Raw genomic sequence first — 11,783 nt, forward strand, 5'->3', positions numbered from 1 at the left:
GGTGCGGCGGGCGGTGTGGACCGGGCCGGCGGGCTGGCGCAGCTCCGCGCCTCCGCCCACGCGCTGCGCACCGCCTTCCCGGTGCTGGCCGAGACGATGCAGTCCTTCCGCCAGATCGGGCTGACCACCTCCGCCGACGCCATCCGCGACACGGTGGCCCGGCAGGCCAACGCCGTGCTGGCCCAGGCCGACCGGCTGCTGGAGGGCGACCAGCTCTACCGGCCCGACGCCCACGCGCTGGACGTCTGGGTGGACGGGCCGCTGGTGCCGCACCTGCTGTTCGGGCAGGCCACGCCCGCCGGGCTGGGGCTCTATCTCGGCAACGCCCGGCAGGAGGTGACGGTGCTCGCCCGCGACATCGCCGCCCCGGTGGTGGAGATCCTGGACCGCCCGGTGATGGGCGCCGGGACCGGGTCGGGCGCCGCCGCCAAATGGGCGCGCATCATCGCCGAACTGGACAAGTACGACGGCGGGCGCCCGAACAGCTCGCTGGCGCAGCTTGAGAAGTTCGTGACGGTGGAGAGCGCCGCGGTGGACGCCGCCGGGTGTCAGAATCTGGGGGCCATCGACGGGGTGCCGGACGACTTCTTCCGCAGCCGTCTGGCCGAGCTGAAGCAGTGGATCGCCACCCGCTGCCTGCTGGCCGCCGACGCCCGCGTCTACGACGCCTATGTCGATCTGGCCGCCGGGTTCAACGAGATGCTGGCGGGCCGCTTCCCCTTCGCCACCGCCGCCGTGCCGGGCGAGGATGCCGACCCGGCGGCGGTGCGCGCCTTCTACGAGCGGTTCGACGCGCGGTCGGCCTTCGTTCTGGAGGGGCTGCGCCGCGGCGACCGTTTCGGCCCCGCCGGGCGCGAGGCGCTGCGCTTCGTGGAGACGATGGAGCGGGCACGCCCGCTGCTGATCGCCGCGGTGACCCCGGACCAGAGCGGCGGGCTGACGCTCGATCCCGCCTTCCGCGCCAACCGCAATCGCGAGGCCGGGGGCAGCGACATCATCGAATGGAAGCTCGCCACCCCGAACGGCGCCCTGTCCAGCACGCTGCCGCGCACGCCGCTGCGCTGGTATCCCGGCGAGAGGCTGAGCGTCACGCTGCGCTGGGCGAAGGACGGCACGGTGCTGCCGGTGTCCGGCGTCGGCGCGGGGGCGTCGGTGGACGGTCCCTCCCTGCGCTTCGACTATGACGGTCCCTGGGCGCTGTTCGCCCTGACCAGCCGGCAGGCCGCGCCGCAGCGCGACCGCCGCCCCGGCCCGGACACCGAGCCGCTGCTGCTGTTCGAAGCCGTCGCCCGCGGCCCGGTCAAGGAGGCGGCCACCACCGCCCCGACGCCGATCGCTCCGGCGGCGCAGGCGGCGGCGCAGCCGGCGGTGAAGCCCAACGTGCGGGTCTTCATGACGCTGGCGGTGAAGCGCACCGTCCTGGCCGACGGCAAGCCGCCGCGCGAGGAAAAGGTGGCCGTGCCCGCCCTGCCCGCGCAGGCGCCGCCGCTGGCCCCGGTCGGCTCCCTGCGGCGGATGCCGGGGCTGGCCGCGTGGCCGGCGCCCTCCGGGGCGGTGGCTCCGGTGGACCGCGCCTTCTTCGATCTGGGCAACGCCCCGGCCCAGCCGCCGATGCTCCGCCCCGCGGCCCAACGCTTCCCGTGAGCAGCCCCATGACCGCTCCCCACCCGCTTATCGACATCGGCGCCCTGCTCCAGCCCATCCCCGGCGACGATCCGGCGGGCGACGACCTGCGCCACGGCCCGGAGTTCGACGCGCTGACCGAGGCGCGCCGGATGGACGACGATCTCGACCAGGGCATCTGGCAGACCACCGTCAAGAAGGCCGACTGGAAGGGCGTCGTCCAGCAGGCGTCGGACCTGCTGAAGACCCGCACCAAGGACCTCCAGGTCGCGGCGTGGCTGGTCCAGGCGCTGGGCCGCCTGCACGGTCCGGCGGGTCTGGCGCCGGGGCTTCTGCTGGTGCATGGGCTGGTGGAGGATTTCTGGGAGGGGCTCTACCCGCGGCTGGACGACGGCGACCCGGAACCGCGGCTGGCCCCGCTGGTCTGGCTGGACAGCCAGCTCTCCCGCGACCTAATGGCGACCACCGTCACCCAGCCCGGGGCGAACGCCGACGAGACCCACCGCTTCCAGGACTGGCAGAACGCCCAGCGCCTGCGCAAGCTCGCCACCCGCGACCAGCGCGCCTTCCACGAGGCGGTGGAGGACGGGGAGGTCACGGTCGAACAGATCCTGTCGGCGCAGGACCGCACGCCGCCGGATTTCTACCAGGGCCAGCACGGCCACCTGCGCGACGCGGTGACGGCGGTGCGCACCCTGGCGGCGGAGCTGGACGCCGTGGCGGGCCGCGCCGCGCCGGGATTCACGCAGCTTCTGAAGACTCTGGACAGCCTGATCCAGTTCCACCGCGAGGCGCTGGCCAAGCGCGGCATCGACCCGGACGGCGCGCCCGCCCCGGCCGAGAAGGAGGAGCCCGCCATGGACGCGCCCGCCGAAATCGTCCCCGCCGCCGCCTTCGCCCGCCCCGGCGGCCCGCGGACGCGGCAGGAAGCCTACGCGATGCTGCACCAGATCGCCGACTTCCTGGCGCGGGAGGAGCCGCACAGCCCGACCTCCTACCTCGTGCGCCGCGCCGCCGCCTGGGGGAACCTGTCCCTGCCGGAGCTTTACGCCGAACTGCTGGGCGACCGCGGCGAGGTCGGGCGCATCTTCGGCCTGCTGCGGCTGGAGGAGCGCTGAGCCATGCCCCGCATCCTGCTCGACTATCCCGGCATCAAGGGCGAATCGCTGATCCGCCATTACAAGAATCTGGCCGAATGCTTCAGCTTCGACCTGCGTTCCGGCAAGCGCGAGGTCGGCGGCTTCAACTACGACGACCCGATCGAGGACACGTCCTACTTCAGCAGCCGGAAGGCGCAGAAGCAGAACAAGCTGGGCGTGGACAGTCTGAAGCTGGAACGGCATTTCGACCTCGCCTCGCCCAAGCTGATGCAGGCGGCCTTCGATCCGCAGAAGAAGGACGTGACGGCGACGCTCCACTTCTTCCGCACCTTCGCCAGCCTCCAGGGCGGCGAGTTCTTCGGCGAAAGCGACATCTTCGCCGAGCCCTACCTGACCATCGTCCTGAAGAACACGCAGATCACCGAATACGAGCTGTCCGTGGACAACGACGACAGCAGCAACGGGACGGAAACCATCTCGCTGGCCTTCGACCAGTTGCAGATGACCTACCAGCACCAGATCGACGGCCGGAAAATCGGCCAAATCCGTGGCGACATCACATTGGCGAGCAAGTCATGACCCAGTCGAACCCGTCGGCTCTGACCGGCGACACCACCGTCCCGCCCCGCAACGGCGAAGGCCGCCGCGGGCACGGGCGCCGGGCCGAGCATTTCCTGGAACAGGTGATGTTCCAGAGCCGCTGGCTCCTGGCGCCGCTCTATGTCGGTCTGGTGGCCGCCCTGCTGATGATCGGCTGGCGTTTCGCGCAGGAGCTGGTGCACGCGCTTCCCCTTCTGGTCGACGGCAAGGACAGCGACATCATCCTGATCGTGCTCGGGCTGGTCGATCTGACGATGGTCGGCAACCTCGTGCTGATGGTGATCTTCAGCGGCTACGAGAATTTCGTGTCGAAGATCGACGTCGAGGGCCACGCCGACCGTCCGGAATGGATGGGCAAGCTGGATTTCAGCGCCCTGAAGGTGAAGCTGATCGCCAGCATCGTGGCGATCTCCTCCATTCAGATCCTGAAGACCTTCATGAACGTGTCCGAAATCTCGGACCGCGACCTGATGTGGCTGGTGGCCATCCACGTCACGTTCGTCTTCTCCGGCGTTCTGCTGGCGACCATGGACGTGCTGGTCAAGAAGAGCCACGCGCACTGACACGGCGAACCGGAAAGGAGACGGTATCATGATGCGGTATGCGCTGGCGTTCCTCGCCATCCTGCTGACCGGCCTGCCGGGCACGCCGAAGGCTGATCCCGCCCCAGGGCCGGCCCCAGGGCCGGCCAAGGTGGTGGTCGGCACCTACGTCAACCAGATCACCGGGGTGAATCTGCGCGACAATCAGGTGAATGTGGACTTCTACGTCTGGTTCCGCTGGGACGACGACGCGCTGAATCCGCTGGAGACGTTCGAGCTGATGAACGGGCGGATCGAATCCCGGACGCCGACCCCGATCCGCAAGCTGAAGGACACCAACTATGGGCAGGTGCGCGTCCAGGCTGTCCTGAACCAGCCCTGGGACGTGACCCGCTTCCCGCTGGACCGCCAGACCATCCGGCTGGTGATCGAGGACAGCGACATGACGGCGGACAACATCGTCTATGTGGCGGACACCGACAACAGCACCATCGATCCCGACGTCGATGTTTCGGGCTACGACCTGACCGGCAACGCGGCGACCGTTACGGCGCACCGGTACCGCACCAATTACGGCGACATCACCCTGCCGAAGAACCACGAGTCCGTCTATTCCCGCTATACCCATTCCATCACCCTGGAGCGGCCGGATTCGGTCTATTACATCAAGACCTTCTCGACCATCTTCATCTCCTCGGTGGTGGCCTTCCTGGCCTTCCTGGTCAAGCCGGTGGACCTCGATCCGCGCTTCGGCCTGGGCATCGGCGCGCTGTTCGCGGTGGTGGCCTGCTACTTCGTCATCGCCAGCGACCTGCCGCGCAGCAGCGGCTTCACCCTGTCCGACCGGGTCAACCTCGCCTCCATGGGCATGATCTTCCTCAGCCTGATGCAGAGCGCCGTGTCGCTGATGATCTATGAGCGGAACGCGGCGAAGTCGATCCTGCTCGACCGGGTGTGCCTGGTGCTGTTCCCGGTCGCCTACGGGCTGATGTGCGTCTGGCTGACCATGGTGTGATTCCGGGGACGTGATTCCCCGGGCCGGGGCTTGCCCGGCCTGAGCTTCGCCACAATCCTCCGTCACGCTCCGCAGGAGATGACGACCGGAGGAGACGGGCATGATCGGGAACCGGACGGCGCTGGCCGCGGCGGCGCTGCTGGCCGCCGGGATCGCGGTGGCGGGCTGGGCGGCGGGGCGCGAGGTGGCGCAGGTCCGGCTGGCCGACCGCTTCGTCACCGTGAAGGGCTCCGCCGAGCGCGAGGTCAAGGCGAACCTCGCGCTCTGGCCGCTGCGCTACGTCGCCACCGGCGACGACCTGTCCGCCGTGCAGGCGAAGACGGCGGCGGACGAGAAGGCCGTCCTGGCCTTTCTGGAGCGCCATGGGCTGGGCGCGGACGCCGTGGTCTCGCGGTCGATCGACCTTGTGGACCTGCTGGCCCAGGCTTACCGCCAGGGTCCGGCGGACCAGCGCTACATCCTGACCCGCACCCTGATGATCCGCAGCCCCGACGTGGACCGGGTGGACCGCGCCAGCCAGACTCTGGCCGAACTGCTGGACCAGGGCGTCACCCTGGGCGGGGAACCCGGCATGGGCTCCGGCCCCAATTACCTGTTCACCCGGCTGAACGACGTGAAGACCGAGATGATCGCCGAGGCGACGGCCAAGGCGCGCGAGGCCGCGGCCCAGTTCGCCACCGACAGCGGCGCGACGCTGGGCGGCATCCGCCGGGCCAACCAGGGGCTTTTCCAGATCCTCGCCCGCGACGAGGCCCCCGGCATCATGGAAAGCCGGCAGATCGACAAGATCGTCCGCGTCGTGTCCACCCTCGACTGGGAATTGGTGGATTGAGGGCACGCGGCGCGCTCCGCGCTGTATAGCCCATCTATATATTGGACTCGGCGCAACCGGGGTCACCCCACCGGACATCCGGCCAAGGGATCGCCGGCCGGCGCCTGCTCGCCGAAGGCAGGGCAAGGAACGGTTCAATCATATTGTTTCCGATTTTCGGAATCTCGAACAACATATGAACGATCCGCCTCCTGTGTCATCAGTGCAGCCTGAAAAATCAGCATCCTGAACAGGAACTGTGCATCCATTACATGGGCTGTACCGTGCATCGTCTGGGTGTCCGAGGGGATCGGGCCGCCGCTATTGCCGGTCACCGGCGAAAAATCACATCCTCGTCAAAAAGCGGTGGTTCACCTGCGCGGAGCATGGTTATATAGCAACCGTATATAGCGCAGCCGGGGTTTCCGCTCATGTCCGTTCAGCCGCAGGTGTCGTTCGCCGGTCCTCATGCGTCGCCCATCGGCGCGGAGCGCATCCGGCTGCTGGAGGCGGTGGGGCGCGAGGGCAGCATTTCCGGCGCGGCGCGGTCGGTCGGCGTCACCTACAAGGCGGCCTGGGACGCCATCGATGCCATGAACAACCTGTTCGGCCGCCCGCTGGTGGAAGCGCAGGCCGGCGGCAAGCGCGGCGGCGGAACGGCCCTGACGCCGGACGGCGTGCGGCTGGTCGCCACCTTTCACCGCCTGCAAAGCGAGATGGTCCGCGCCTTCCAGGTGCTGGAACCGGATTTGAACGGCACCGGATTGTCCGCTGCCAGCTTGATGTGGGGATTCTTCATGCGCACCAGTGCCCGAAACACCCTTCGTGGAACCGTGACGGCGATCACCGACGGCGCGGTCAACGCCGAAGTCACGCTGTCCCTCTCGGACCAGACCTCGATCACCGCGGTCATCACCCGCGACAGCGTGCGCGACCTGGGCCTGTTTCCGGGGCGCGCGGCGACGGCGCTGATCAAGGCGCCCTTCGTGATCCTCGCCCCGGTGGACGAGGCGCGGCGCACCTCGATCCGCAACCGCGTGGAAGGCGTGGTGGCCCGCCGCGAGGACGGCGCGGTCAACAGCGAGATCACGCTGGACATCGGCGGCGGCAAGACGCTGACCGCCATCATCACGCTGCGCAGCGCCGAGGACATCGGCCTGAAGGCCGGCGACCCGGCCTGCGCGCTGATCGACGCATCGCACATCATTCTCGCGGTGGATTGACGATAGGATGGGAAGGGAGTTTTTCGAATGAAGCGTTTCCTGCTTGCCACCTTCGCGCTGCTGTCCGTCACGGCGGCGGCCCACGCCGACGAAACCAACGTGGCGGTCGCCGCGAACTTCACGGCCCCGGCGAAGGAAATCGCCACCGCCTTCGAACAGAAGACCGGCCACAAGGCGATCCTGAGCTTCGGCGCGACCGGCCAGTTCTTCGCCCAGATCAAGCAGGACGCCCCGTTCACCGTCTTCCTCGCCGCCGACGACGAGACGCCGAGGAAGGCCGTCGAGGAAGGTCTGGCCGTTCCGGAGTCCCGCTTCACCTACGCCGTGGGCCGCCTGGTGCTGTGGACGAAGGCGTCCGGCGCCCCGCTGGGCGAGGACACGCTGCGCAAGGGCGCCTTCGAGAAGATCGCCATCGCCAACCCGGCGACCGCCCCCTATGGCGCCGCCGCCGTGCAGGCCATGAAGAAGATGGGCGTCCACGACGCGCTCCAGCCGAAGATCGTCCAGGGCAACAGCATCGCCCAGACGTTCCAGTTCGCCGACACCGGCGCCGCCGAACTCGCCTTCGTCGCCCTGTCGCAGGTGATCGCCAAGCCGGACGGCACCCGCTGGCCGGTTCCGGAGACGTTGCACGACCCGATCTTCCAGGACGCCGTCCTGCTGAAGAAGGGTGCGGGCAACGAGGCCGCCAAGGCGTTCCTCGCCTTCCTGAAGGGGCCGGAGGCCGCCGCGGTGATCTCCAAGTACGGCTACGGCACAAAGGTGCCGAACTGACCGTGCCGGCATCCACGGCAAGGAAGGCCCGCCGATGAGCTGGCAGCCGATCATCCTGACGCTGGAACTGGCGGGCCTGACGACGGTCATCCTGCTGATCGTCGGCACGCCCCTGGCCTGGTGGCTGGCGCGGTCCGGAGCCTGGTGGAAGGAGGCGGTGGCCACGGTGGTGGCGCTGCCTCTGGTGCTGCCGCCCACGGTGCTGGGCTTCTATCTGCTGATGCTGCTGGGGCCGAACGGCCCCGGCGGCTGGCTGGCGTCCCTGTGGGGAGCCCGCTCCATGGCCTTTACCTTCGAAGGGCTGGTCATCGGGTCGGTCCTCTACTCCATGCCCTTCGTGGTGCAGCCGATCCGCAACGCCTTCGAGGCGTTCGGCGACCGCCCGCTGGAGGCGGCGGCGACCTTGCGCGCCTCGCCGCTCGACACCTTCTTCACGGTGGCGGTGCCGCTGGCCCGCCGCGGCTTCCTGACCGGGGCCGTGCTGGGCTTCGCCCACACCATGGGCGAGTTCGGCGTCGTCCTGATGATCGGCGGCAACATCCCCGGCCAGACCAAGGTCCTGTCGGTGGCCATCTACGATTATGTCGAAACCCTGCAATGGGACGAGGCGCATCTGCTCGCCGGTGGGATGCTGGTCTTCTCCTTCACGGTGATTCTGACGATGATGATGCTGGAGAAGCGCATCGGGCGGGGCGGGCGATGAGCCTGTCGGCGCATTTTCACGGAAAGCTCGGCCGGTTCGACCTGGACGTGGCGTTCGAGGCGCCGGGCCGCGGCATCACCGCCCTGTTCGGGCCGTCCGGCTGCGGCAAGACCTCGGTGCTGCGCTGCGTCGCCGGGCTCCAGCGGCTGAACGGGCGCTTCGCCCTGGACGGCGACGCCTGGCAGGAGGGGCGCAGCTTCCGCCCGACTCACAAGCGGCCCATCGGCTACGTCTTCCAGGAGGCCAGCCTGTTCCCGCACCTGTCGGTGCGCGCCAACCTGCTGTTCGGCCATCGCCGGACGGTGGGGCGCGGCGTGCCGGAGCACATCCGCCTGGACGACGTGGTGGATCTGCTGGGGCTGGGGCATCTGCTCGACCGGTCGCCGGCGCATCTGTCCGGCGGCGAGCGCCAGCGGGTCGGCGTGGGCCGCGCGCTTCTTTCGCAGCCGCGCCTGCTGCTGATGGACGAGCCTCTCGCGGCGCTGGACCGTTTCAGCAAGGAGGAGATCCTCCCCTATCTGGAGCGGCTGCACGGCGTGCTGTCGGTTCCCGTCCTCTATGTCAGCCACGACATCGCGGAGGTGGAGCGGCTGGCCGACCATCTGGTGCTGCTGCGCCAGGGGCGCGTCGTCGCCGCCGGCCCGATGCAGGAGCTTCAGGCCGACCCCACCCTTCCCATCGCCCGCATGCCGGAGGCCGGGGTGACCCTGCCCGCGGTGGTGGAGGGGCGGGAGGATGCCTATGGTCTGACCCTGCTGCGGCTCGACGGGGGACACCTGCTCGTTCCGGGAGACCTGGGGCCGCAGGGCACGGCGCGGCGCGCCCGCATCGCGGCGTCCGACGTCAGCCTCGCGCGCCACCCGCCGGAGGGCAGCACCATCCTGAACGCCCTGCCGGTGCGCATCGTGGCGGCGGAGCGGCAGGACGACGTCCAGATGATGGCCGTCGTGGCCCTGGGCGAGGAGGGGCGGGGCGCGCGCATGCTCGCCCGCGTCACCCGCAAAAGCTGGGATGCCCTCGGGCTGTCTCCCGGGCAGTCGGTCTATGCCCAGATCAAGGGCGTGGCCCTGGTTCAGGAAGCGATGTGATTGGGCTGGAGGCAGGGGGCGGGAGGCTCATCCCGGCCTGAACAGCCTGGGCAGCCTCAACGCCCCCGTGCCCATCGCGATTCCGAACAGAACGCACAGCAGCCCCGCCGCATGGGCGAGGGTGAAGGCTTCGCCCAGGAACAGCACCGCGGCCAGCACGCCCGCCGCCGGGATCAGTCCGGTGAACAGCCCGGCCCGGTTGGCCGGCACATGGGCGATCCCGCGCATCCACAGCACCACCGCCAGCAGCCCGCCGGTCAGGCCGGACGCCACGAACAGCAGCCAGACCCAGCCGGGCACCGCTCCCGGATCGAAGCCGCCCAGCGTGGCGAGCGCTCCCGGCGCCATCATCGCGGCGGCCAGGACATTCGCCAGACAGGTCAGGGTCAGGGGCGGGATACGCCCGCCGAGCTGGCGCGCGAAGACGCCGTACAGCCCCTCCGACACCACCGCTCCCAGCACCAGCGCGTTGCCGACGAGGGAATCCTCGGGGCCGCCGCTGCCTCCGGGGCGCAGATTCAGCGCGGCCATGCCCAGCACCGCCAGGGCGATGGCGGCGGCGCTGCCGGCTCCGACCCGCTCCCGCAGGATCAGCGCCGCCCCCAGCGCCGTCATGGCCGGGATGGTGCTGGTGATGATTCCGGCGGCGACCGCGCTGGTCTCGCGCAGCCCGTACAGAAGGAAGAGGTTGAACAGCACCATGCCGAACAGGGCGAGCAGCGTCAGGCTCGTCCAGTCCCGCCGATTGCGGGGAAGCGCCGCCACCCCGCCACGCAGGGTGAAGGGCACCAGCAGCACCGCAACCAGGGCGAAACGAATTTCCGCCGCCACAAGCGGCGGGATATGGGATACGATCACCTTGGAGGCCGGAACGGACAGGCCGACCAGGGTCATCGACAGGGCGAGGTTGAGGTAAGCGGCGCGCATGGGCCGCATTGTATGAAGGCCGGCACCGTCCTGCGGAAGCGGCATTTTCACGCAATGAATTTGCAAAGAATGCGTGTCATTCTTCGCACCGAAGTCGCGTACATAAGGGGCGGGGTATGTCGGAGCCGATCCTCGGGATCACCAACTGGATGCATCTTTTCCGCTGGATCGTGAAGCTGATCCGTGACGAATACGGCGTGGACGAAAAGGTCCTGACCCGCAGCGCCCAGCTGGACGGGGGGATCGGCCTCACCACGGAGCAGCTCGAACAGGTGCTCGACCATATTGCTGAGACCTTCGAACTGACCTTTCCCGAGAACACGCTTCACGAGACCGTGCGGTTGGAAGACCTCTGCACGCTGACGGCGTGGATGCGCGGTTTGTTGAAGAAGCCGGACTTCGTGACCCCGCTCTTCGAAGAGCGCTGCCGCTCCCTCAACAACGTGCCGGCCTGAACCGGCGCCCCCGAACGCGATGGGCATGGCTGGAATCGGTGCCGCGGATTCCCATCTGCGGCAGCGGACCCGTCCCGCCAACCCTTTCCCTGAGCCTTCCATGCCCTTGCATCTCATCAAGCTGGCCGTCGGGATCGACGACCTCGATCATCTCGCGGCGGTGCAGGCGCGCCGCGCACAGACCGTCGCGGGCCGCCCGGTGGTTCCCGTCTTCACGCGCCGCGTGCCGAAGCGGGGGGAGGAGATCCTGGCCGGCGGGTCGATCTATTGGGTGGTCCGCGGTTCCGTCGCCGCCCGCCAGCGGGTGGTCGCCATCGACACCACCGTCGACGAGGAAGGCGAGAACGGCTGCATCCTCGGAATGGACCCGCAGCTTGTGCCCACCGTGCCGACGCCCCATCGGCCTTTCCAAGGATGGCGTTACCTCGACCCGCAGGCTGCACCCAAGGATCTGGCCGAGGCAGGCGGGCAGGGCGACGAACTGCCGGCCCATCTTGCCGCCGAACTGCGGTCCCTCGGCCTTCTGTAGCCGCCCCGGCTCCCTGCGGCCCGCCAAGCCATTGATTTTTCACGATCCGGCGGAATTTTCATCACCTTGTCAAAAAAGCGCTTGCGTCTTCGTGGGGGAGGCGCCTATAACCCGCTCCACCGACGCGGTGGCCGCCAACGAGGCGGCGGCGGGTCGGGAAAACAGAAGACATTCTGGCCCTGGCGGCCCACTCCTCTGAAGGGGTCGGGCGCGGGGTGTTGCGGTTCTCAACGGGACTGCGGGCTCATTGACATTGTTGATACCGTGTTGTGAGAAGGGATGCGCAGGCGGCGGCATGGACCGTTGGCCGCGGGTTGGTTCCGGAGGGGACCGGCATCGCGGGTCGCTTGAGCATCTCGGTCAAGCAGTAAGAGACTTCAGTTTCGAAAGCTT

General features: G+C 68.9%; 12 protein-coding genes and 1 pseudogene. 12 read left to right on the forward strand and 1 reads right to left on the reverse strand.

Features of this window, described 5'->3' with window-relative positions; translation table 11 throughout:
• The 10 genes and pseudogenes from QSG27_RS24110 to modC form a co-directional block, all read left to right on the forward strand.
• Positions 1 to 1,644: pseudogene (locus QSG27_RS24110) on the forward strand (type VI secretion system protein TssA); the annotation flags it as partial.
• 8 nt (positions 1,645 to 1,652) lie between these two features.
• Entirely contained in the window at positions 1,653 to 2,741 is a 1,089-nt protein-coding gene (gene tssA / locus QSG27_RS24115; protein ID WP_306710626.1) for a type VI secretion system protein TssA, read from the forward strand.
• Positions 2,742 to 2,744: 3 nt separating this feature from the next.
• Positions 2,745 to 3,302, forward strand: a complete 558-nt coding sequence (locus QSG27_RS24120) for an Hcp family type VI secretion system effector (RefSeq protein ID WP_306710628.1) — start codon at positions 2,745 to 2,747, stop codon at positions 3,300 to 3,302.
• Positions 3,299 to 3,886: a TIGR00645 family protein gene (locus QSG27_RS24125; RefSeq protein ID WP_306710629.1), complete on the forward strand. Its 588-nt coding sequence runs from the start codon at positions 3,299 to 3,301 to the stop codon at positions 3,884 to 3,886. Before QSG27_RS24120 ends, QSG27_RS24125 begins: the two co-directional genes overlap by 4 nt.
• A gap of 28 nt (positions 3,887 to 3,914) precedes the next feature.
• Positions 3,915 to 4,880, forward strand: a complete 966-nt coding sequence (locus QSG27_RS24130; protein ID WP_306710632.1) for a ligand-gated ion channel — start codon at positions 3,915 to 3,917, stop codon at positions 4,878 to 4,880.
• Positions 4,881 to 4,980: 100 nt separating this feature from the next.
• Positions 4,981 to 5,712, forward strand: a complete 732-nt coding sequence (locus QSG27_RS24135; protein WP_306710634.1) for an SIMPL domain-containing protein — start codon at positions 4,981 to 4,983, stop codon at positions 5,710 to 5,712.
• A gap of 410 nt (positions 5,713 to 6,122) precedes the next feature.
• Positions 6,123 to 6,914, forward strand: coding sequence for a TOBE domain-containing protein (locus QSG27_RS24140; RefSeq protein WP_306710636.1), 792 nt, complete (start codon positions 6,123 to 6,125; stop codon positions 6,912 to 6,914).
• Between the two features lie 27 nt (positions 6,915 to 6,941).
• Positions 6,942 to 7,688, forward strand: a complete 747-nt coding sequence (gene modA / locus QSG27_RS24145) for a molybdate ABC transporter substrate-binding protein (RefSeq protein ID WP_306710639.1) — start codon at positions 6,942 to 6,944, stop codon at positions 7,686 to 7,688.
• 34 nt (positions 7,689 to 7,722) lie between these two features.
• Complete coding sequence (gene modB, locus QSG27_RS24150) at positions 7,723 to 8,391, forward strand: molybdate ABC transporter permease subunit (RefSeq protein ID WP_035678881.1); 669 nt, start codon at positions 7,723 to 7,725, stop codon at positions 8,389 to 8,391.
• Positions 8,388 to 9,479: a molybdenum ABC transporter ATP-binding protein gene (gene modC / locus QSG27_RS24155; protein WP_306710641.1), complete on the forward strand. Its 1,092-nt coding sequence runs from the start codon at positions 8,388 to 8,390 to the stop codon at positions 9,477 to 9,479. The genes modB and modC overlap by 4 nt, the downstream gene beginning before the upstream one ends.
• Before the next feature lie 27 nt (positions 9,480 to 9,506).
• Here modC and QSG27_RS24160 read toward each other — a convergent pair whose 3' ends face one another.
• The gene (locus QSG27_RS24160; protein WP_306710642.1) at positions 9,507 to 10,406 is read right to left on the reverse strand and encodes a DMT family transporter; all 900 of its coding nucleotides are present in this window, start codon (positions 10,404 to 10,406) and stop codon (positions 9,507 to 9,509) included.
• A 116-nt stretch (positions 10,407 to 10,522) separates the two neighbouring features.
• On the opposite strand from QSG27_RS24160, the gene QSG27_RS24165 reads away from it, so the two are divergent.
• Together QSG27_RS24165 and QSG27_RS24170 are read left to right on the forward strand one after the other, a co-directional pair.
• Positions 10,523 to 10,861: an acyl carrier protein gene (locus QSG27_RS24165; protein WP_306710644.1), complete on the forward strand. Its 339-nt coding sequence runs from the start codon at positions 10,523 to 10,525 to the stop codon at positions 10,859 to 10,861.
• A 100-nt stretch (positions 10,862 to 10,961) separates the two neighbouring features.
• The gene (locus QSG27_RS24170; RefSeq protein ID WP_306710647.1) at positions 10,962 to 11,390 is read left to right on the forward strand and encodes a DUF1489 family protein; all 429 of its coding nucleotides are present in this window, start codon (positions 10,962 to 10,964) and stop codon (positions 11,388 to 11,390) included.
• Positions 11,391 to 11,783 lie beyond the last annotated feature (393 nt).

The sequence above is a fragment of the Azospirillum isscasi genome (assembly GCF_030849505.1).
GTDB lineage: Bacteria > Pseudomonadota > Alphaproteobacteria > Azospirillales > Azospirillaceae > Azospirillum > Azospirillum isscasi.

What these genes read in the sequence shown, in the direction of transcription:
- tssA (WP_306710626.1), top strand. Translation starts at nt 1,653, where the DNA reads ATGACCGCTCCCCACCCGCTTATCGACATCGGCGCCCTGCTCCAGCCC.
- QSG27_RS24120 (WP_306710628.1), top strand. Translation starts at nt 2,745, where the DNA reads ATGCCCCGCATCCTGCTCGACTATCCCGGCATCAAGGGCGAATCGCTG.
- QSG27_RS24125 (WP_306710629.1), top strand. Translation starts at nt 3,299, where the DNA reads ATGACCCAGTCGAACCCGTCGGCTCTGACCGGCGACACCACCGTCCCG.
- QSG27_RS24130 (WP_306710632.1), top strand. Translation starts at nt 3,915, where the DNA reads ATGATGCGGTATGCGCTGGCGTTCCTCGCCATCCTGCTGACCGGCCTG.
- QSG27_RS24135 (WP_306710634.1), top strand. Translation starts at nt 4,981, where the DNA reads ATGATCGGGAACCGGACGGCGCTGGCCGCGGCGGCGCTGCTGGCCGCC.
- QSG27_RS24140 (WP_306710636.1), top strand. Translation starts at nt 6,123, where the DNA reads ATGTCCGTTCAGCCGCAGGTGTCGTTCGCCGGTCCTCATGCGTCGCCC.
- modA (WP_306710639.1), top strand. Translation starts at nt 6,942, where the DNA reads ATGAAGCGTTTCCTGCTTGCCACCTTCGCGCTGCTGTCCGTCACGGCG.
- modB (WP_035678881.1), top strand. Translation starts at nt 7,723, where the DNA reads ATGAGCTGGCAGCCGATCATCCTGACGCTGGAACTGGCGGGCCTGACG.
- modC (WP_306710641.1), top strand. Translation starts at nt 8,388, where the DNA reads ATGAGCCTGTCGGCGCATTTTCACGGAAAGCTCGGCCGGTTCGACCTG.
- QSG27_RS24160 (WP_306710642.1), bottom strand. Translation starts at nt 10,406, where the DNA reads ATGCGCGCCGCTTACCTCAACCTCGCCCTGTCGATGACCCTGGTCGGC.
- QSG27_RS24165 (WP_306710644.1), top strand. Translation starts at nt 10,523, where the DNA reads ATGTCGGAGCCGATCCTCGGGATCACCAACTGGATGCATCTTTTCCGC.
- QSG27_RS24170 (WP_306710647.1), top strand. Translation starts at nt 10,962, where the DNA reads ATGCCCTTGCATCTCATCAAGCTGGCCGTCGGGATCGACGACCTCGAT.